The sequence below is a fragment of the Paraburkholderia sp. BCC1876 genome (assembly GCF_902833695.1).
Classification (GTDB): domain Bacteria; phylum Pseudomonadota; class Gammaproteobacteria; order Burkholderiales; family Burkholderiaceae; genus Paraburkholderia.
Map to the genome: position 1 here is coordinate 1 of NZ_CADFGI010000013.1, position 20,105 is coordinate 20,105.

General features: G+C 62.3%; 16 protein-coding genes and 1 pseudogene. 14 read left to right on the forward strand and 3 right to left on the reverse strand.

Annotated features, from left to right (window positions below):
- Together HWY05_RS32430 and HWY05_RS32435 are read left to right on the forward strand one after the other, a co-directional pair.
- Positions 1-705: pseudogene (locus HWY05_RS32430) on the forward strand (RHS repeat protein); the annotation flags it as partial.
- On the forward strand, positions 702-1,223 hold the full coding sequence (locus HWY05_RS32435; RefSeq protein ID WP_176060908.1) for a hypothetical protein: 522 nt from the start codon (positions 702-704) through the stop codon (positions 1,221-1,223). The pseudogene HWY05_RS32430 and the gene HWY05_RS32435, both read left to right, overlap by 4 nt.
- Before the next feature lie 376 nt (positions 1,224-1,599).
- Here the strand turns inward: HWY05_RS32435 and HWY05_RS32440 are convergent, their stop codons facing one another.
- Positions 1,600-2,325 (reverse strand): GntR family transcriptional regulator, encoded by a 726-nt coding sequence (locus HWY05_RS32440; RefSeq protein WP_035560730.1) that lies wholly within the window; start codon positions 2,323-2,325, stop codon positions 1,600-1,602.
- 161 nt (positions 2,326-2,486) lie between these two features.
- Here HWY05_RS32440 and HWY05_RS32445 point away from each other — a divergent pair, with 161 nt between their 5' ends.
- From HWY05_RS32445 to HWY05_RS32460, 4 genes are all read left to right on the forward strand, one after another.
- The gene (locus tag HWY05_RS32445; protein WP_035560733.1) at positions 2,487-3,707 is read left to right on the forward strand and encodes an aminotransferase class V-fold PLP-dependent enzyme; all 1,221 of its coding nucleotides are present in this window, start codon (positions 2,487-2,489) and stop codon (positions 3,705-3,707) included.
- Positions 3,708-3,966: 259 nt separating this feature from the next.
- A complete protein-coding gene (locus HWY05_RS32450; RefSeq protein ID WP_035560736.1) occupies positions 3,967-5,253 on the forward strand; it encodes an MFS transporter in 1,287 nt (428 codons plus the stop codon).
- Between the two features lie 47 nt (positions 5,254-5,300).
- A complete protein-coding gene (locus HWY05_RS32455) occupies positions 5,301-6,050 on the forward strand; it encodes a 2-keto-4-pentenoate hydratase (protein ID WP_035560739.1) in 750 nt (249 codons plus the stop codon).
- Positions 6,051-6,078: 28 nt separating this feature from the next.
- A complete protein-coding gene (locus tag HWY05_RS32460) occupies positions 6,079-9,099 on the forward strand; it encodes an FAD-binding and (Fe-S)-binding domain-containing protein (RefSeq protein WP_176060909.1) in 3,021 nt (1,006 codons plus the stop codon).
- A 44-nt stretch (positions 9,100-9,143) separates the two neighbouring features.
- On the opposite strand, the gene HWY05_RS32465 is transcribed toward HWY05_RS32460, so the two are convergent.
- Positions 9,144-10,061 (reverse strand): AraC family transcriptional regulator, encoded by a 918-nt coding sequence (locus HWY05_RS32465; RefSeq protein ID WP_035560746.1) that lies wholly within the window; start codon positions 10,059-10,061, stop codon positions 9,144-9,146.
- 156 nt (positions 10,062-10,217) lie between these two features.
- Here HWY05_RS32465 and HWY05_RS32470 point away from each other — a divergent pair, with 156 nt between their 5' ends.
- Positions 10,218-11,117, forward strand: a complete 900-nt coding sequence (locus HWY05_RS32470) for an EamA family transporter (protein ID WP_035560749.1) — start codon at positions 10,218-10,220, stop codon at positions 11,115-11,117.
- A 27-nt stretch (positions 11,118-11,144) separates the two neighbouring features.
- Here HWY05_RS32470 and HWY05_RS32475 read toward each other — a convergent pair whose 3' ends face one another.
- Entirely contained in the window at positions 11,145-12,062 is a 918-nt protein-coding gene (locus tag HWY05_RS32475; RefSeq protein ID WP_035560752.1) for a LysR substrate-binding domain-containing protein, read from the reverse strand.
- A gap of 154 nt (positions 12,063-12,216) precedes the next feature.
- Here HWY05_RS32475 and HWY05_RS32480 point away from each other — a divergent pair, with 154 nt between their 5' ends.
- The 7 genes from HWY05_RS32480 (at position 12,217) to HWY05_RS32510 (ending at position 19,951) form a co-directional block, all read left to right on the forward strand.
- On the forward strand, positions 12,217-13,545 hold the full coding sequence (locus HWY05_RS32480) for an MFS transporter (protein ID WP_035560754.1): 1,329 nt from the start codon (positions 12,217-12,219) through the stop codon (positions 13,543-13,545).
- Between the two features lie 42 nt (positions 13,546-13,587).
- Positions 13,588-14,847, forward strand: a complete 1,260-nt coding sequence (locus HWY05_RS32485) for a CaiB/BaiF CoA-transferase family protein (RefSeq protein WP_035560757.1) — start codon at positions 13,588-13,590, stop codon at positions 14,845-14,847.
- On the forward strand, positions 14,844-15,644 hold the full coding sequence (gene scpB, locus HWY05_RS32490; RefSeq protein ID WP_176060910.1) for a methylmalonyl-CoA decarboxylase: 801 nt from the start codon (positions 14,844-14,846) through the stop codon (positions 15,642-15,644). Before HWY05_RS32485 ends, scpB begins: the two co-directional genes overlap by 4 nt.
- Positions 15,645-16,473: 829 nt before the next feature.
- Positions 16,474-17,190: an ABC transporter permease gene (locus tag HWY05_RS32495; protein ID WP_035560763.1), complete on the forward strand. Its 717-nt coding sequence runs from the start codon at positions 16,474-16,476 to the stop codon at positions 17,188-17,190.
- Entirely contained in the window at positions 17,187-18,098 is a 912-nt protein-coding gene (locus HWY05_RS32500) for a glycine betaine ABC transporter substrate-binding protein (RefSeq protein ID WP_051981090.1), read from the forward strand. Before HWY05_RS32495 ends, HWY05_RS32500 begins: the two co-directional genes overlap by 4 nt.
- Before the next feature lie 15 nt (positions 18,099-18,113).
- Positions 18,114-18,767 (forward strand): ABC transporter permease, encoded by a 654-nt coding sequence (locus tag HWY05_RS32505; RefSeq protein ID WP_035560766.1) that lies wholly within the window; start codon positions 18,114-18,116, stop codon positions 18,765-18,767.
- On the forward strand, positions 18,764-19,951 hold the full coding sequence (locus tag HWY05_RS32510; protein WP_176060911.1) for an ABC transporter ATP-binding protein: 1,188 nt from the start codon (positions 18,764-18,766) through the stop codon (positions 19,949-19,951). Before HWY05_RS32505 ends, HWY05_RS32510 begins: the two co-directional genes overlap by 4 nt.
- The last annotated feature ends 154 nt before the right edge of the window (positions 19,952-20,105 follow it).

A 20,105-nucleotide genomic window follows, 5' to 3' on the forward strand; every position in this document is an offset into this window, starting at 1 on the left:
CGGGTATTCAAGGCCCGGTGGGGCTACTCGCCGGATGGTGAGGTTGTTTCGCGAGTTGGGACGGTTGCAAGGAATGGCAGCGTTCTCGATCTGAATGACGGTACGGACATTCCGATCAGTAGCGATGAGACTGACCAGTGGATCGATAACTACAACTATGGCGATTCGCCGGTTGGGCCGCCTGCGAATCTGCAGGGCGTGCGGCAGATGCTGCGGGCTGGAGGTTTTGCGGGGACGGGGACGGTTTGCGGCGATTGCCATTTCTCCGCGGGATTGATCGACGGGGCGGCGCGTGGGATTGCGTTTGTCTGGCGGCTCGCGCAGAACCCGGCGGTTCGATATGGGATCGGGCAGGGTGCGAGGAAGGCGGCGGAGAACTGGGAGCGCATCAAGGCGTTGTGCAAGCCCGCCGCGGAGACGGAGGTCGATGGGATTCCGCCGGGCAGGATTACGTCGGAATACGTTGATATTACGGTGGGCTTCAGCAGGCGCAACATTAAGACGGATGTTGGCAAAGCTGAGTTTGAGGCAAACCTTGTCGAGAGCGGCTATGTACAGACGTTGAGTAAAGATGGTAAGGCAGACATCTTCACTAAGGGGGAGAGCCAGTACACTGTCCGCGATAATTCCACATCCGGCTATATCACCGCAGACGTGAAACGTAGTGGTTCAAACATAGCGAAAATCAGACTGGGGGGACAGTGAGTAAAAGTGAATACCTGACCGACCATGCAACCTTCGACCGTTTGCGGAGACAGGCCGACGAGGGCAAGAGGCTGGTTGCCGACGCGGTCCGGGACGGTACCGCGCTTTACTTTGACTCGTCCGATATTTGCACATTTCAGTATCACGCTTTCTTGCGGTCGCTTGTCGCGAAGACCGGCGAGACCGCGTTCGCGGCACTCGTGTTGCGACCCGCGCCGGAAGAATATTTCTACCACCACTTTGCAAAATATTCTGCGTTGATCTTCCTGCCGGAACATTCGGATCAGGATTTTGTGGCATCGCTCAATGCTGATCCGGGTGGGAGCCTGGCGGACGCGTTCGATGCTAACTCTGAGCGGTATGCCATTTTTCCACTCAGTGGAAAGTGGGCGATTTACGCGGACCGGCAACAGGAGCTAGCTGCAATGGCGGGACCGCGTGATGTCCTCGCGTTTACGCGCCTGCATTATCCGTTCGCGGTCCTTGAGGAGAGTCCCGGGTTTGCAATTGTGGACTAGGTCGCTGGGCATCGCAGATCACCAAGGGCCAACCGACGCATCGATTTGCACAAGCGTATTTGCGTCAATGGCTTGGCGCTGTTTCAAGGGTGTTGTCCACAGCCTTGCCAACAAATTCTGTGGACAACTGGAGGAAGATGTTCGGAGTCTTGGACAAGATACCCGCGAGGCGCCTATTTGAGCGTCGTCGAGCCTGCAATGACGCGTGATGCTTACGCATGAGCCGCCAGGCGATATCTCTGCCGCATCAACCACTTGCCTGCGATGTCAGAACCTTATCCACAGCCTTGCGAACAATTTACGTGGACAAGTTTCAAGTCCAGCGCAAGCGCCAGCGCACCCCACCAACGCCGACCCCCAACACCGCTTCACCGCCCTAAGCCTTAAACGTCGAAGCCGACACATCTTCCCGCGACTGCACCTGCAAAACCGCATCCCGCTTATCAAGCAAGTGCTGCCGAAGAATCGCGCTGAGCTTCTTGCCGTCGCGTGCTTCAAGCGCCTTCAGCATCTCGTCATGGTCGTGAATCGCGCTATCCCACTTCGGGATCTGGAAATTCGACCGGAACCGGAGCGCCTGCAAACGACGATTCACCGCGACATAAGTCTGTCGCAGCGCTGAATTTCTGGCCGCCTCATTGATCTTGTCGTGAATCGCCTGATTGCGGCTGTAGTACCCGGCCAGATCGTTTTGCGTGCGGCACGCGAGCATCGCGTAATGCAGCGCCTTGATCTCGGCCAGCTCGGCCGCCGTCATGCGCTCCGCCGCCAGCTCGCCGGAAAACGCTTCGAGACCGCTCATCAATTCGAAGGTCTCGCGCAACTCCGCTTCCGACATCTTCGATACCGAGGCGCCCCGGTTCGGCTCGATCTCGATCAAGCCCTCCGCCGCCAGCACCTTCAGCGCCTCGCGCAACGGCGTGCGCGAAATCCCGAGCGTCTCGCACAACTCGCGCTCATTCAGTTTCTTGCCCGGCTCGAGCACCCCTTCGACGATAAACCGGCGAATGTGCTCAACCACCGTGTCGTGCAAGCGCTGCCGCTCGACCTTCGGCATCAGCGGGGAAGCGCCCACACCCGCATCGAAATCCGAATTTTGCATACAAAAGCCCTCACATCGTGTTACGTCGGATTTTATCGGAAGCGCACCGATTAGTTAAGAGCGGGGGTAAACACCGGTCCGAAAAGGCAATTTTCGCCTTGGGGGCGTCACGGATCGTCTGATATAGTTTTTTGCATGCAAAATTCAATCGGAGGAGCCCAATGCTCAAATTAGACTTTCACCCCGCTGGCCGTCACTTTCTGCAGATCCCGGGTCCGAGCCCGGTGCCCGACCGTATCCTCCGGGCGATGAGCTACCCGACCATCGATCACCGCGGCCCCGAATTCGGTGAACTAGGTCTGCAGGTGCTCGAGGGCATCAAGAAGATCTTCAAGACGCAGCAACCCGTGGTGATTTACCCGGCGTCGGGCACGGGCGCCTGGGAAGCGGCGCTGTCCAACACGTTGAGCCCCGGCGACCACGTGCTGATGTTCGAAACCGGCCACTTCGCGACGCTGTGGAAAAAGATGGCCGAAAGCCTCGGCCTGAAGCCGGAGTTTCTCGGGCTGCCGGGTATTGAAGGCTGGCGACGCGGGGTTCAGCCGCAGATGATTGAAGAGCGTCTGCGCGCCGACACCCAGCACACCATCAAGGCCGTGTGCGTGGTGCACAACGAAACGTCGACGGGCGTCACGTCGGATATCGCCGCGGTGCGCCGCGCGATCGATGCCGCGGGTCACCCGGCGCTGCTGCTGGTCGACACGATCTCGGGCCTCGCGTGCGCCGATTACCGTCACGACGAATGGGGCGTCGACGTTACCGTGTCCGGTTCGCAAAAGGGGTTGATGCTGCCGCCGGGCATCAGCTTCAACGCGATTTCGCCGAAAGCGATCGCCGCCAGCAAGCAGGCGAAGCTGCCGCGGAGCTTCTGGGACTGGGCCGACATCGTCGAGATGAACAAGACGGGCTACTGGCCGTACACACCGAACACGAACCTGCTTTACGGGCTCTCCGAAGCGCTCGACATGATTCTCGGCGAAGGGCTCGACAACGTGTTCGCCCGTCACGAGCGTCTCGCCGAAGCGACCCGTCGCGCGGTGCGTGCGTGGGGCCTGGAGATTCAGTGCGCCGATCCGTCGGTGTATAGCCCGGTGCTGACCGGCGTGATGATGCCCGACGGCATCGATGCCGATGTGGTGCGCAAGGTTATCTACGAACGCTTCGACATGTCGCTCGGCACGGGTCTCGGCAAGATGAAAGGCCGCATGTTCCGCATCGGCCATCTGGGCGACTGCAACGATCTGATGTTGCTGGCCACGTTGGCCGGCTGCGAGATGGGTCTGCGGCTCGCGGGCGTACCGCTCAAGGAGAGCGGCCTGCCTGCCGCTATGGAGTGGTTGAGCCAGCCGACGAAGGCGTCGGGTTTGAAGGCGGCAGCCTAACCCGCCCCAGACGCGCGGCCGCCCTGCTATTCGCCCAGCGGCCGCGCAGAAAAAAGCAACAAGCAAGCAACAGGCAATCGACAACACCAGCACCAGGCAACTCGCAGCCAGGGAAGGCGGGAGCACTTCCCTCACCAAGCCGCGCTGAGACGCGGCCCGAACAACATGCGATGGCCCCGCCTCAGCCTATGCCGCTGACGGGCAACGACGCAGCGCGCCATTTCAGGCGTGCCGTCGACACATGCAATGGAGAGAGACGATGAAGCGGTTTCGTGTGACCAGTGCGAGCAGTATCGTTCTAGTGATGCTATGCATCATGTACTTCATCACCTACCTCGACCGTGTGAACGTCAGCACGGCGGCTGCGGGTTTCGGCAAGGAATTCAACCTCTCGCATACGGAAGTCGGCCTCGTGTTCTCGGCCTTCGCGTATCCGTACCTGATCTTTCAAATCATCGGCGGCTGGGTCAGCGATCGCTTCGGCGCAAAACGCACGCTGCTGTTTTGCGGCGCCGTGTGGGGCGTCGCGACCTTGCTGACCGGTTTTGCCGGTGGTCTGGTCTCGCTGCTGGCCGCGCGCGTATTGCTCGGTTTCGGTGAAGGCGCAACCTTTCCCGCCGCAACGTCCGCCATGGCGCGTTGGGTCGCGAAAGAGAAACGCGGCTTCGCGCAAGGCATCACGCATGCGGCGTCGCGGATCGGCAATGCGGTGGCGCCCGGCCTGATCGTGCTCGTGATGGCAACGTGGGGCTGGCGTGAATCGTTCTATATCTGCGGCGTGTTCAGCCTGTTGTGGGTCGCCGTGTGGGCCTTCACGTTCACCGAGCATCCGAAAGATCATCCGCGTATCACGACTGAAGAACTCGACATTCTGCCCGCGCCGAAGCCGAAAGCCGCCAGCGTGCCGTGGGGCAAACTGTTCCGCCGCATGTGGCCGGTCACGATCGTGTACTTCTGCTACGGCTGGACCTTGTGGCTGTTCCTGAGCTGGATTCCGCAGTACTTCCTGCATAGCTATCACCTGCAATTGTCGAAGTCGGCGATCTTCGCTTCGGTGGTGTTTTTCGCCGGTGTGCTCGGCGACACGCTCGGCGGCATCGTGACCGACTGGATTTTCGCGCGCACAGGTAGCCTGAAGCGCGCCCGTAGCTGGATGGTGTCGGTCTGCATGTTCTTCTGCCTGCTCTCGCTGATCCCGCTGATGTTCACGCACGACCTGTATCTGTCGATGGCTTGTCTCGCGTCCGGCTTCTTCTTCGCCGAAATGACGATCGGTCCGATGTGGGCGATCCCGATGGACATCGCGCCGGAATTCTCCGGCACCGCGAGCGGCATGATGAACACCGGCTCGGCACTGGCCGCGATCATCTCGCCGGTGGCGGGCGGTTTTCTGATCGACTACTTCGGAAGCTGGGAGTTGCCGTTCGTGGGCAGCATGCTGTTGATGGCGATCGGCGTGGTGCTCGCGTTCCGCATGCAGCCCGAGAGCAAATTCGCAGTCAATCCGGCGGACAACGGGCAGGTGCCCACCCGTCTGGGCGCGTAACCAGCCGACGACACGACGCCGTTCTCTCTCCTCGCTTCAAGCACGCTATGACGACATCACTTAGCCGGCGTCTCGCCGACGCACGCCGGAACCACACCACGCTCGACGCGCTGTCGCCAGAGCTTATTCCCGCCGACGCCGATGCGGCCTACGCGATCCAGCACGAGATGCTGGACGCAAGCGGCGCACGGATCGGCGGCTGGAAGATCGGCGCGAAGTCGGATAGCGGTCCGATCCAGGGCGCGCCGCTGCCCGCCGTCGATATGCATGCCGACGGCGCGCGGCTGGCGCGTGCGGATTTCACGCCGTTGGGCCTCGAACTGGAAGTGGCGTTTCGCTTCGGTCGTCGCTTCGACGCTTCAACTACGCCGTATAGCGAAGCGGAAGTGCGTGCGGGCATCGGCTCGATCGGCGCGACCATCGAAATCGTGTCGAGCCGCTACGCGGCGTGGCCCGACGTCGACAAGCTCGCGCAACTCGCGGACTTGCAGAACAACGGCGCGTTGCTCGTCGGCGAGTTCACGCCGTATCGCGAGGACTTTCCGTTCGTGGCGCCGTCGCTGCGTTTCAGTTTCGACGGTCACGACGTGGTTCAGACAACACCCGCCAACCCCGCCGGCGATCCGCGGCGTCTGCTGACGTGGCTCGTCAATCATGCGACGTCGCGTGGTATTGCCGTGACGCCGGACATGGTCATCACCGCCGGCTCCTACACCGGTATGTTTTTTCCGCAGAACGCGGGCACCGCGAGCGGACGCATTGAAGGCCTCGCGCCGGTCAGCCTGACGCTGTACTAGCTAGCCCGTTTTTCCAAAGGCAGACGATATGACGAACCCCACCTCCGCTTTGCTCGTCAAGCCGATTCATCTGGTGCCCTCCGCCGCACGCCTGACGACGCCACTCGCGCAGCACCTGCGCAAGTCGTTGCGCGGCGACGTGTTGTTCGACCTGGCGAGCCGCGGCCGTTACGCAACCGATGCGTCGATCTACCAGATCACGCCGATCGGCGTGGTCGTGCCGCGCGATCAGGACGATCTGCGCATCGCGCTGGAAATCGCCCGTAGCGAGAAAGTGCCGCTGCTCGCGCGCGGCGCGGGGACGAGCCAATGCGGCCAGACCGTCGGCGATGCGCTCGTGATCGACACGACCAAGTGGCTCAACAACATTGTCGATTTCGATGCCGACGCGCGCACGGTCACCGTCGAACCGGGCGTCGTGCTGGACCATCTGAATGCGTGGCTCAAGCCGCACGGTCTGTGGTTTCCGGTCGACGTCTCGACGGCCGCGCAATGCACGATCGGCGGCATGGCCGGCAATAACTCGTGCGGCTCGCGCTCGATCGAATACGGCAACATGGTGCACAACGTCGAGGCGATCGACGCGATTCTCGCCGACGGCGCCGAAGCGCATTTCGCGTCGTTGCGCGACGCACCACAAGGCGCGCGCTTGCAGCAGATACTCGACGGCGTGACGCGGATCGCCCAGCGCGAACGCAACGAAATCGTCGCGCAGGTGCCGAAGGTATTGCGCCGCGTGGCGGGCTACAACATCGATCTGTTCGATTGCCAGAACCCGCGCGCCTATACCGACGACGGTTTCGCAAACCTCGCGCATCTGCTGGTCGGCTCGGAAGGCACGCTCGCGTTCAGCCGGCAGTTGACGCTCAAGCTCGTGCCGCTGCCCGTGCATAAGATGCTCGGCGTGGTCAACTTCCCGACGTTCTGGCAGGCCATGGACCTGACCCAGCACATCGTCAAGCTGAAGCCGGTGGCGGTGGAACTGGTCGATCGCACCATGATCGATCTGGCGATGAGCAACCCGGCGTTCCGGCCAGTGATCGGCAAGGCGCTGGTCGGTGAGCCGCAGGCGATCCTGCTGGTGGAATTCGCGGGCGAGGATCGCGACGCACAACGCGCGTCGCTCAAACAGCTCACGGAACTGATGGCCGATCTGGGCTTGCCCGATTCGGTCGTGGAGATGCCGGACGCGAACGAGCAGAAAGCGCTGTGGGAGGTCCGCAAAGCCGGGCTGAACATCATGATGAGCATGAAGGGCGACGGCAAGCCGGTGTCGTTCATCGAAGATTGCGCGGTGCCGCTCGAGCATCTCGCCGAGTACACGAGCCGTCTGACGGAAGTGTTCCATCGTTACGGCACCGAAGGCACCTGGTACGCGCACGCGAGCGTCGGCACGCTACACGTGCGGCCGATTCTCGACATGCGGCGCGACGGCGCGGTGAAAATGCGCGCGATCGCCGAAGAAGCGGCGGCGCTGGTGCGCGAATACAAGGGCGCCTATTCGGGCGAACACGGCGACGGTCTGTGCCGCGGCGAATGGGTGGCGTGGCAATACGGACCGCGTCTTAACCAGGCGTTCAGCGAGATCAAGACGCTGTTCGATCCGGAGAACCGCTTCAATCCCGACAAGATCGTGCGTCCGCCGAAGATGGACGACACGCGCAATTTTCGCTTTGCGCCTGGCTACCAGGAACAGCGGATCGATACCGCGCTCGACTGGTCGGCGTGGAATGTCGAACGCGATCCGCTCACGGGGCAGGAGACCTCGCCGGGCACCGGCAACGATCTGTCCGGCGGTCTCGCGAAAGCCGTGGAGATGTGCAACAACAACGGCCATTGTCGCAAGTTCGACGCGGGCACCATGTGCCCGAGTTATCGCGTGACGAAAGACGAACAGCACGTCACGCGTGGACGCGCGAACACCTTGCGTCTCGCGATTTCGGGGCAACTCGGCGAAGCGGGTTTGGCGAGCGACGACGTCAAGGACACACTCGATCTCTGCGTGTCGTGCAAGGGCTGCAAGCGCGATTGCCCGACCGGCGTCGACATGGCGAAGTTCAAGATCGAAGCGCGGGCGGCGCGCGTCAAACGGCACGGGCTCCGACTGCGCGACAAGCTGGTCGCGTTCATGCCGCACTATGCCGGAGCGGCGAGCCGCATGCCGGGTTTGATGGCCTTGGCCGACAACGTGCCGGTGCTATCGGCGTGGTTCAAGCGCGCTGTGGGTTTTGCGCCCGAGCGGAGTTTGCCGCGCTTCAGGAAATCGTTTCTGTCGAACGCAGAGGCGGCCAAACCGCCCAAAGGCGGCGCGTTGAAAGAGGTGCTGTTGTTCGTCGATACGTTCAACAACAACATGGAGCCGGACAACGCGCGCGCCGCGCAGCAAGTGCTGGAAGCCGCCGGCTACACGGTGCATTTCAATATGCGCCAGGGCGAACGACCGGTATGTTGCGGCCGCACCTTCCTTGCGGCGGGTCTGGTCGATCAGGCGAAGCAGGAAGCGCGGCGCATGCTCGATCTGTTCAAGCCGTTCGTGGAGCGGGGCGTGCCGATTGTCGGTCTGGAGCCGTCGTGTTTGCTGTCGTTGCGCGACGAGTTTCTGCACTACGGTTTCGGCGAAGAGGCGCGGCAATTGTCGAAGCAGGCGTTTCTATTCGAAGAGTTTCTGGTGCGTGAGGAAAAGGCCGGGCGTTTGCAACTCGCGTTGAAGCCGTTGACCATGTCGCAGGCGCTGGTGCATGGCCACTGCCATCAGAAGGCCTTCGACGCGTTCACGCCGGTGCAAACCGTGTTGAAGTGGATTCCCGAGCTGAAGGTATCGACGGTGGAATCATCATGCTGCGGGATGGCGGGCAGCTTCGGCTACGAAGTCGAGCATTACGCGACCTCGCTGGCCATGGCGGAATTGTCGTTGCTGCCGGCAGTGCGCAAGATCGACGCCAATACGGTGATGGTGGCCGACGGCACGAGCTGCCGTCATCAGATCCACGACGGCGCGGGCGTCGACGCGATCCATGTGGCGCGCGTGCTGGCAATGGCGTTGAAATAACGCTGAAGCTAACGCTAGATCGAGGAGGCAAGCCGCCTCGCGTTTCAGGCGGCGACAGCCAGCCGATACGCGGACGGCGCCACGCCGACGCTCTCGCGAAAGCGATGGCTGAAATGGCTGGCGTTCGCGTAGCCGCATTGTTCGGCGACTTGCGCGAGCGGCAGCGCGGTGGTGCGCAGCAGCGTGCGGGCGCGTTCGAGCCGCTGTTGCGCAATCCATGCGGCGGGCGGCAAACCGAACGAAGTCCGGAACATCCGCGCGAGATGGAATTCGGAAAGCGCCGCGACGCCGGCGAGTTCGCCGAGCGTGAGCGTCTGCGCGAGATGACTTTCAATGTAGTCGCGCAAGCGCCGGCGAGTCGCCACCGACAAACCGCCTTTAAGCGCCGTGTCGGTACGACGCACGCCTTGCGCACGCAGCAGCAGACTCAGCACCTGATGCGCGGTTTCGTTGGTGCGCAGCAGGCCGTCGGGGTCTTGCCAGTCTTCATTGGCGAGTGCCTGACACAGACTGGCGATACGCGCGTCTTCGAAATAGGTGCGGTCGGCGAGCGTCAGTTCGCGCGGCTCGCGATCGAGCTCCTGGACTGCGCGCTGCGTGAAGTGTTCCGGCAGGAAATACAGATGCATGAAGTGCATGTGGCCACGCACCCACCAACGCGATTCGTGATCGCCGGGCAGCGTGCAGAGCCGCGACGGCGCGCCGTAATGCCCCGGCATTTTCTGCCGCTCGGTGCGGTAGCCGCCATCCAGATAGCAGGACAACGTGTGATGGCCGGGCTGGTCGTAGACAGTCTCGGCCTCTTTCGTTTCGCGTGTCCAGATGGCGACGGCGAGCCGGTCGCCGAGCCACGCGAAGCGATCCAGATTGGCGTTGGAGCTGCCCAGCGTGTGACACACCGATTGAAGGCCGAACGGCGTTTCGATGGGATTCAACTCGGCGGCGGGCGGTCTGGCGTTCACGGAACAGGCGGAATACTTCTAAAAGCGGGCTGAGCGCCAGTATACGGGGATGCTTGCGCCGCCGCCGACCACCACGAAAAAGTGCGCAATCCTGGACAAGTGCGGCGAGCCGCGCAGGGGCATAGTCGGGCTTCCGACATTGCTGCAGGCTTGACCATGAATCTGGCGCTTTATGCCGCTACCGTATTGATCTGGGGCACCACCTGGATCGCCATCAAATGGCAACTGGGATCGGTGCCGCCGCCGGTTTCGATCGCGTGGCGTTTCTGGATTGCCGCGCTGGTGCTGTTCGCGTTGCTCCGCATCATGCGCCGGCCGATCTGGCCGCCGCGCGCCGCGTGGCGATTCCTCGTCGCGCAAGGGCTGGCGCTGTTCTGCGTCAACTTTCTGTGCTTCTACTACGCCGAACAGGTCGTGCCGAGCGGGCTCGTGGCCGTGGTGTTTTCCACCGCGCCGCTGTTGAACTCGATCAATGGCCGCCTGTTCATGGGCCGGCCGCTGCAACCCACGGCGATTGCGGGGGCGATGCTGGGGCTCGTCGGCATCGTGTGTCTGTTCGTTCAGCAGATGGCGGGGCACCTCGGCGATCACACCGCCTGGTTGGGACTCGGTATCGCGTTCCTCGGCACCGTGTGTTTTTCCGCCGGCAATCTGCTGTCGAGCCGCATGCAATCGATGGGTCTGCATCCGTTCGCCACCAATAGCTGGGCGATGATGATCGGCGCCGGTGTGTTGACCGTGGGCAGCGCGCTGGGCGGCTTGTCGTTTGCCGTCGACCCGTCCGTGCGTTATCTCGGCGCACTCGGTTATCTGGCGATCTTCGGCTCCGTGATCGGCTTTACCGCTTATCTGATGCTCGTTGGCCGCATGGGCCCCGAACGGGCGGCCTACTGCACGGTGTTGTTTCCGATCGTGGCGCTGGCGGTGTCGACGGTATTCGAGGGCTACCAATGGTCCGCGCTCGCCGTGGTCGGACTGCTGCTCGTGGTGGCCGGCAATCTGGTGGCGTTCGATCTGACGCGGCGCGTCTTCATGCGACGGGCGCGCGCTTCCTGAGCGCAGTGTTTCACAGATGGCGGCGAATTAATCCGCCGCCGCCCACTCCGGCCGTCTTCCCAACGTGTCGAACACTTCGAGGATCGTCGCCTTGACCTTCTGCACGGCGTTGCTCAACAACGCCGTGTCGTGCCAGCACAGCGACAGGTCGCGCGAAAACAGCCGGTGATCCACCTTGGCGAGCTTCAATTTGTGTTCGTCGAGTTCGACGTGTGCCGCGGTCCACGGCAGGATCGTGACGCCGAGCCTGGCCATGACCGCCGCGAACAGCAGCGCGGTCGAACTGGCCTCGAACAGAATCTCGCACGGTTGGCCGGCCTCGCGCAGCGCCCACTCCACGCGGCTGCGTATCGTATTCGGTGCGCTCGGCAGGATCAGCGGCATGCGCGCCAGTTCCGTGATCGGCACGGGCTCGTCCGGCATCTGAAATTCCGGCCACGCGATCAGATATAGCGCCTCGCTGAGCAGCTTTTGCGACGCGACGCCGCGTGTTTCGACCGCATCGACCACCACCGCCAATTCCACCCGTCCGCCGCCGATCAGGTTGGCGAGGTCCGCGCTGGGCGCTTCGATCAATTCCAGCGCGATGCCCGGATAGCGGTCGCGAATCGTTCGCGCGAGCGGAATCGCGACCATGCGCGCCGTGCTCGACGGCATCGCCACCGATACCTTGCCTTGCGGTAGCTCGGCGTCCTGACGCAGCAGTTCGCGGGTGCTGTCGGCTTGCCGCAGCAATTCGATCGCGTGGCGATAGAGCGTCTGCCCCGCCGCGGTCGGCGCGACGCCTTGCACGCTGCGTTCGAGCAGCTGCATGCCGAGATCGGCTTCGAGGTTGCGCATCTGCTGGCTGATCGCCGGCTGCGCGATATGCAGCGCCTCGCCGGCACGCGTGACGTTGCCGCATTCCACCACCTTGACGAAATACCTTAGCTGCCGCAGATCCATGCGCGTCGCTCGCTCCCTCATGCCATAAGAAAATCCGATCGAACAAGAGAAATATCATATTTTTCGATTATCGGATGCATTCTTATACTCGAACCACAAAAAACCGAAGCGTGTCCGTCCCCATGGCGCGATGCCGCTTCAAACGGAGACGAGCATGTCCAAAGTGATCCCTGCATCGACGCCGGCGCTCAAGCCTCGGCGTACGCCCCTAAGCCGCGAGCAGATCGGCGGTTTCTGGGCCGTTTACTCGGGATGGGTGCTGGATGGCGTGGATTCCGTCATCTACGCGCTGGTCCTGATCCCGGCGCTGACCGAATTGCTGCCCGTCTCGGGCATTGCCGCTACGCCGGGCAACCTCGGCATGTATGGCTCGATTCTGTTCGCGCTGTTTCTGATCGGCTGGGGGCTGTCGTTCATCTGGGGGCCACTCGCCGACCGCTTCGGACGTGTCAAGACACTGGCCGCGAGCATCCTCATTTACTCGGTATTCACCGGCGCGGCGGCGTTCGCGCACAACGTCTGGGAACTGGCCGCGTTCCGGCTGATTGCCGGCATCGGCGTGGGCGGCGAATGGGCGCTGGCTGGCACCTATGTGGCCGAGAGCTGGCCTGAAGATCGCCGCAAGATGGGCGCGGGGTATCTGCAGACCGGTTACTACGTGGGCTTCTTTCTCGCCGCGTTGCTGAACTACACGGTCGGCGCGACGTACGGCTGGCGCGCGATGTTTCTGTGCGGTCTCGCGCCCGCGTTGCTCGCGATTTTCACGGTGCTCAGGGTCAAGGAGCCGGGACAGTGGCGCAAGGCCGCGCACGGTGTCGGTCAGACGAGCGCGCCGTCGATGCCGGTTCGTCGTCCGTTGCTGGAGATTTTCGCGCCGGCGTATCTGCGTCGAACGCTGACCAGCGCGAGTCTGGTGGGCGTCGCGATCATCGGGCTGTGGGCGGGCTCGGTCTACGAGGCGAGCGCCGTCGTGACGCTCGCGACGCGTGCCGGCATCGACCGGATCGGCGCGGTGCATCTCGCGTCGATTGGCGCGGCGGTGCTGGCGGTGGGGACGATCCTCGGTTGTCTGGTAGCGCCGTGGCTCGCCGAACGAGTTGGACGACGGCTCGCGCTGGGCGCGTATTTCGTCGGCATGGCGGTGTCGATCGTGTTCGCGTTCGGCTGGGTCTTCTATCTGCCGAATGGTCTCAACCTGTTCATGGGCTCGTTGCTGTTCCTCGGGTTTTTCGGCGGCAACTTCGCGATCTTCTCGCTGTGGCTACCCGAGCAATACCCGACGCGGATTCGCGCCACGGCGTTCGCGTTCAACGCGTCGGTGGGTCGCCTGCTCGGCGCGGGCGTCAACTTCCTGCTGGCCGCCGCGATTCACTGGCAAGGCTCGCTCGGTTTGCCGATCGCGTGGACTGCGGCGGCCTTCGTGATCGGCTTGCTGATCTTGCCGTTCGCGGTTGAAACGCGTCATCAGACGTTGCCGGAATAGCACGTCCGTTTAACTGTCATCGTCGATTAGCTGGAGAACTGGATGCAAGCATTACAAGGAATCAAGGTCGTCGAATTGAGCCGCGCGTTGTCGGGGCCGTTCTGCTCGATGGTGCTCGCCGATCTCGGCGCGGACGTGATCAAGGTCGAGCCTGGCCCGAGCGGCGACATGAGCCGTACGTGGGGACCGTTCGATCGTGGCGTGAGCACCTACTATCTGTCCTGCAACCGCAACAAGCGCGGCGTGTGCATCGACTTCCGGCAGCCGGAAGGGCTGGCCGCGATTCATCGGCTGATCGACGGTGCCGACGTGGTGATCGAGAACTTCAAGCCTGGCACCATCGAGAGCATGGGGTTGGGATACGACGTGCTGAGCGCGCGCAATCCGCGCCTCGTGATGGGCAGCATCAACGCGTTCGGCGCGGATGGCCCGATGAGTAGCTGGCCCGGTTTCGATCAGATTGCGCAGGGCTATTCCGGCCTGATGAGCCTGACCGGTTTCGCCGATGGCGACCCGACGCGCACCGGCACGGCAATCGGCGACTTGAGCTCCGGCATGTGGCTGGCGATGGCGATTCTCTCCGCGCTACTGGAACGCGAACGAACCGGCCGCGGCCAGCACGTGAGCACGTCGTTGCTGGCGAGTCTGGTGGGATTGCTGAGCGTGCATGGCCAGCGTTATTTGAGCCTCGGCGACATTCCACGCCGCACGGGCAACGCCCATTCGGTGATCGCGCCATATGGCGTATTCGAAACCGCCGATGGCCCGTTGAACCTCGCGCCGATCACCTCCGACATGTGGCTGCGTCTGTGCCAACTGCTCGACCTGCCCGCACTGCCGGACGACGCGCGATTCGCGACGAACGAAGCGCGCGTCGCGCATCGCGACGAATTGAAGTCGATGCTGGAAGCGCGCTTGAAGACGCGGGGCAAACGCGAGTGGACGGAGCTGTTCATTGGCGCGGGTTTACCGGCCGGCCCGATCAACACATTGGACGAAGTATTCGCCGACCCGCAGGTCCAGCATTGCGGGCTGGTTGAAACGCTTGAGCACCCGACGCTCGGTGTGTTGCGCCAGGTGGTGACACCCGTGACGAGTTCCACCGAGGCAGGCGAACTGGCGAAGCACACGAGCCGCCACGCACCGCCGGCGTTGGGCGAACATACCGTCGACGTATTGCGCGAAGCCGGTTTCGACACGGCCGCGATCGACGCGCTGCTCGCTACCAAAACCGTGCATCAAACCGGCGACTATTATTCGCAGCAGAGGGCATTGGAACGCGCTGCGGGGGTGACGCAATGAGCACGACGGAAGCGGGAGCATTTTCGGTGACGACCGACATAGTGGACGAGCGAATCGCCCGCCTGAAGTTCAGTTATCCGACACGAAGAAACGCGCTCAGCGCGGGGCTGTTGGAGGAGATGGACGCGAGGCTAGTCGACCTGGCCGCGCAGCGAATCCCGGTGGTGATCTTAGGCACGGACGTTGGCCAGGACGTCTGGAGCGCGGGTCACGACTTGGGCGAATTGGCGCACGACCGCGACCCGATTGCCTATGGCAAGCCGCTTGAGAAGGTTTTGCGTCGCGTGCGAGCGTACCCGGGCGTGGTGATCGCGATGGTTTCGGGTTCCGCGTGGGGCGGCGCGGTGGATTTGGCGATGAGTTGCGACATGGTGATTGCCGACGGGAGTGCGCGTTTTGCGATGACGCCGGCGAACATAGGATTGCCGTACACGACGAGTGGATTGCTGCGTTTTTTCAACAACGTGCCGATTCACGTATTGAAGGAAATGTTCTTCACGGCACAGCCGCTCGACGCTATGCGAGCGGAGCGATTTGGCGTGATCAACCGCTTGGTAGACGGCGACAAACTGGAGTCGACGGCACTTGAAATAGCGCGCGGCATAGCGACCAAAGCGCCGTTAGCGATTCAGGCGGTGAAGGAGCAATTGCGAATCCTTGAGGACATGCAGCCGATGCCGGTTCAGGCGATGGAGCAGATCGCGGAGTTGCGTCGACGGGCGTGTGAGAGCACGGATTTCAGCGAGGGGCTGGCAGCGTTTTCGGAGAGACGCGCACCGCTGTTCGAGGGGAAGTGAGGGAGCAGGTGAGACTTTTCGGGAACGAGTAAAGCAACCAGATGTGAAGCGGTGAGCTTTTACGGGAGCACGCCGTCAGGAGAGACCCGGCAAGTTTCGACAAAAGACAATGACGACGGTTGCTAGAAAGACCGGACGGCGCGCGAAGCGCTGCTGGAAGAATGACTGCCTTGTCACGAACGCGGAGTGCGCGAGAGCACGGATTCCAGATGAGCCACTACCGTGTCTGTGCGGGGGCCCCGCTTAAGAGTTAGCGGTGTGAGCCGCTTTCTTTTGCCTACTTTGCTTTGCGGCAGGCAAAGAAAAGTAGGTGCCGCCCCGCACAGGGGCAACGCAAGCAGACCACAAACAAACCAAGGAAAGGCCAACGGTTTGCAAAGAGCGTATGGATTAACCACATGGGTAGACGCGACGACGCAATCGAGTCTATAATCCCCACACCCTAACCGAGAAATAGCAGTAGCTTAAGCAAAGTTAGAAGTGTTTGCCTGCAAACTAGCAGAAAATAGCACGCACGCAATTGCCGGATAAAACCCTGGCACTCACCCGGGGACCCCAACCCCACCAGGAAAAAACCTGCCCAACCGGGCAACAAAAATCCTGATCGAAGGATCTGGCACCAGTATTGCTACCAAGCTAACTGGCATCAGCCACCGAGAGCGAAAAAACCCGCCCTCGCGCCGGAGGCACCAAACAAAAACCTCCCGGCACCCTCGGTTCACCTCGCGGCCCCAAGCCTCGTCCCGAACTTCCATTCGCAGCGTCAACCACGACGCCTGTGCAGCGTGGCGCATTCCCGCACGCTGCTCGAACAAGGAGGCGCATCTTCATGATCGAACGTCCTGCCAGACTGATTGGCAGTCTTGTCGCCATCGGCATTGTCATCGCGCTGTTATGCCGCGCGATCGACCCCAACGCACTGCACCAGTACGCCCCCGACCTCGTCTACTACACGAAGCGGCACCTACTGCTAGTCGGCTATTCAATGGCGCTGGCGCTGCTAGTCGGCATCCCGTCCGGAATACTGCTAAGCCGTCCCGCTTTCGCGCGCCACGCCGAACGCTTCATGCAGATCTTCAACATCGGCAACACGATCCCATCGTTAGCCGTGCTGGCGATCGCACTCGGCATCTTCGGCATCGGCGACATTCCCGCGCTGGTCGCGCTATTTCTCGCGTCGTTGCTGCCGATTACACGCAACGCCTACGAAGGCATGAAAAACGTCTCCCCCGCGCTGCGTGAAGCCGCGCGCGGGCTCGGCATGACAGGCTGGCAGTCGCTGTTGCGCGTCGAGTTGCCGAATGCGATGCCGATCATCATCGGCGGCGTGCGGACGGCGCTTGCGATCAACGTCGGCAGCGCACCGCTTGCGTATCTGATCGGCGCGGACAGCCTCGGCACGCTGATTTTCCCTGGCATTTATCTGAACAATCAGCAACAGCTTCTGCTCGGCGCCGCAGCTACGGCGATTCTCGCGCTGGTGCTGGACGGCATTGTCTCGGCCGGCAGCCGCTATCTGCTTGCACGACGCGGGGTGACGGCATGATCGCTTTGTTCAAACGCGGCACGGCGCGAACCAGCCGCCTGATCGCCGCCAGCGTCATCCTGTTCACGAGCCTGCACGTAAGCGCAGCCACTCTCGTTCTCGGTGGAAAAAATTTCACTGAGCAATACGTTCTTACCGAGATCACGTCGCAGTACCTGCGCTCGAAGGGCTACACGATCGACGCACGCACCGGCCTCGGCAGCACGTTGCTGCGCAGCGCGCAGGAGAACGGCCAGGTCGACATCACGTGGGAATACACCGGCACGGCGGCGATCGTCTACAACAAGATCACCGAGAAGCTCGATCCGAAGACCATGTACGAACGCGTGAAAGCGCTCGACGCGAAACGCGGTCTCGTGTGGCTCGACTGCTCGCCGCTGAATAACACGTACGCGCTCGGCTTGCCGCAGCAGGTGGCGCAGCAAACCGGCATCCGCACGATCTCGCAACTCGCCGCGAAGCTCGCGGCCGAGCCGAACAAGAAGCACGTGTTCGCGATGGATGCCGAGTTCGCCAATCGTCCAGACGGTTTGAAGCCGCTCGAAGCCGCGTACGACATGCATTTCAGCCGCGCGGAAACCCGTCAGATGGATCCGGGCCTCGTCTACACCGCGTTGCATAACAACCAGGTGCCGATCGGTCTGATCTATACGACGGATGGCCGCGTGAAGGGCTTCAACATCGTGCCGCTCGAAGACGATCGCCACTATTTCCCCGCGTACAACGCGACGCCGGTGGTGCGCAAGACGACGCTCGACCAGAACCCGCAACTCGCGACGCAGCTCAACGCGCTCTCCGACGCACTGAACAACGACACCATGCTGGAGATGAACAAGCAGGTCGACATCGACGGCAAGTCGGTGCGTGAAGTCGCGGCGGAATTTCTGCGCACGCACAAGCTGCCCTGAGCGGAGACCTTTGATATGACTGTATTCGACTATCTATCGGCCAACTGGCCTGAATTGCTGCAGCTCACTGCGCAGCACGTGTGGCTCGTTGGCATTGCCGTGGGTTGCGCGATCGTGGTCGGCGTGCCGCTCGGCATCCTGATCAATCGTCACGAGTGGCTCGCTGCGCCGTTGCTGAGCGTCGCCACCGTGGTGCTGACCTTGCCGTCGATCGCGCTGTTCGGCCTGATGATTCCGGTGTTCTCGCGCTTCGGCCAGGGCATCGGCGCGGTGCCGGCGATCACCGCCGTGTTCCTCTATTCGCTGCTGCCGATCATGCGCAACACCTACCTCGCGCTGCGCAACGTCGACGCCGGCATCAAGGAAGCGGGCATCGGCATCGGCATGACCGTTTGGCAGCGGCTGCGGCTCGTCGATTTGCCGCTTGCCGTGCCGGTGATTCTCGGCGGCGTACGCACGGCCGTGGTGATGAACATCGGCGTGATGACGATCGCCGCGGTGATCGGCGCGGGCGGCCTCGGCACGCTGATCATCCGCGCGATCGGCCAAAGCAACATGATGAAACTGTTGGTGGGCGCGGTGCTCGTGAGCTTGCTCGCGATCGTCGCCGACTTGCTGCTGCAGGCGTTGCAACGCCTGCTGACACCGAAGGGAGTGCAAAAGACATGATCGAACTCGATAAACTGACCAAGACGTTTACGCAGAAGGACGGCCAGCAGGTCAAGGCCGTCGACTCGGTCAGCCTCACGGTAGGCGAAGGCGAAATCTGCGTCTTTCTCGGCCCGTCGGGATGCGGCAAGACCACCACGCTCAAGATGATCAACCGTCTGATTGCGCCGACGTCGGGCCGCGTGCTGATCAACGGCGAGGACACCTCGGGCCTGAACGAAGTCGAACTGCGCCGGCATATCGGCTATGTGATCCAGCAGATCGGCCTGTTCCCGAACATGACGATCGAAGAGAACATCACGGTCGTGCCGCGTCTGCTCGGCTGGGACAAGAAGCGTTGTCGCGAACGCGCCACCGAGTTGATGTCGATGGTGGCGCTCGATCCGAAGCAGTATCTGAAGCGCTATCCGCGTGAACTGTCGGGCGGGCAGCAGCAGCGTATCGGCGTGATTCGCGCATTGGCCGCCGATCCGCCAGTGCTGTTGATGGACGAGCCGTTCGGCGCGGTCGATCCGATCAATCGCGAATCGATCCAGAACGAGTTCTTCCAGATGCAACGTCAGTTGAACAAGACAGTGATCATGGTGAGCCACGACATCGATGAAGCGATCAAGCTCGGCGATCGTGTCGCCGTGTTCCGGCGCGGTCAGCTGGTGCAATACGATCATCCGGATACGTTGCTGGCGCATCCGCACGATGAGTTCGTCGGCGCGTTCGTGGGGCAGGACAGCACGTTGAAGCGTCTGTTGCTGGTGAAAGCCGGCGACGCCGCGACGCAACCGGAAACCGCGCGCGCCGAGTTGCCGATTGCCAGCGCGTTCCAGATGATGGACGACAGCGACAGCCGCTATCTGACTATCGTCGACGATCAGCAGCAGGCGCTCGGCTACGTGACGCGTCGTGCGGCGCGCGCGGGGCAGGGCGTGTGCGGCGATCATCTGACGGCGTTCAAGGCGACGGTCCATGCGGACGAGCATCTGCGCATCGTGCTGTCGAAGATGTACCAGTTCAATTCGTCGTGGATGCCGGTGCTGGATGCGGACGGTCGTTATGTCGGCGAAGTCACGCAAGACTCGATCGCGGATTATCTGAGCTCGGGGCGCTCGCGTCGGCAGACGGGGCAGCCGGCGATCGTGTCGCCGGCGGTGGCCGCGGCGGAAGCGGCTGCAGCGGCGCAGGGTTGATCGTAGGTGAGTAGACGGGTTGCGCACTGGCCTTCGCTTTCGTCGCAGATGCCGCGAAGTGAAGGCCAATCCAGTCACATAAGGTGATACATGCGGCAACTTTCAGCCAAAAACGGCACACAGGATACCCGCCCTATACGCCGGAAATGCCTAT

Coding starts and splice junctions, on each gene's coding strand:
- HWY05_RS32440 (WP_035560730.1), bottom strand. CDS start 2,325: ATGCAAAATTCGGATTTCGATGCGGGTGTGGGCGCTTCCCCGCTGATG.
- HWY05_RS32445 (WP_035560733.1), top strand. CDS start 2,487: ATGCTCAAATTAGACTTTCACCCCGCTGGCCGTCACTTTCTGCAGATC.
- HWY05_RS32450 (WP_035560736.1), top strand. CDS start 3,967: ATGAAGCGGTTTCGTGTGACCAGTGCGAGCAGTATCGTTCTAGTGATG.
- HWY05_RS32455 (WP_035560739.1), top strand. CDS start 5,301: ATGACGACATCACTTAGCCGGCGTCTCGCCGACGCACGCCGGAACCAC.
- HWY05_RS32460 (WP_176060909.1), top strand. CDS start 6,079: ATGACGAACCCCACCTCCGCTTTGCTCGTCAAGCCGATTCATCTGGTG.
- HWY05_RS32470 (WP_035560749.1), top strand. CDS start 10,218: ATGAATCTGGCGCTTTATGCCGCTACCGTATTGATCTGGGGCACCACC.
- HWY05_RS32475 (WP_035560752.1), bottom strand. CDS start 12,062: ATGGATCTGCGGCAGCTAAGGTATTTCGTCAAGGTGGTGGAATGCGGC.
- HWY05_RS32480 (WP_035560754.1), top strand. CDS start 12,217: ATGTCCAAAGTGATCCCTGCATCGACGCCGGCGCTCAAGCCTCGGCGT.
- HWY05_RS32485 (WP_035560757.1), top strand. CDS start 13,588: ATGCAAGCATTACAAGGAATCAAGGTCGTCGAATTGAGCCGCGCGTTG.
- scpB (WP_176060910.1), top strand. CDS start 14,844: ATGAGCACGACGGAAGCGGGAGCATTTTCGGTGACGACCGACATAGTG.
- HWY05_RS32495 (WP_035560763.1), top strand. CDS start 16,474: ATGATCGAACGTCCTGCCAGACTGATTGGCAGTCTTGTCGCCATCGGC.
- HWY05_RS32500 (WP_051981090.1), top strand. CDS start 17,187: ATGATCGCTTTGTTCAAACGCGGCACGGCGCGAACCAGCCGCCTGATC.
- HWY05_RS32505 (WP_035560766.1), top strand. CDS start 18,114: ATGACTGTATTCGACTATCTATCGGCCAACTGGCCTGAATTGCTGCAG.
- HWY05_RS32510 (WP_176060911.1), top strand. CDS start 18,764: ATGATCGAACTCGATAAACTGACCAAGACGTTTACGCAGAAGGACGGC.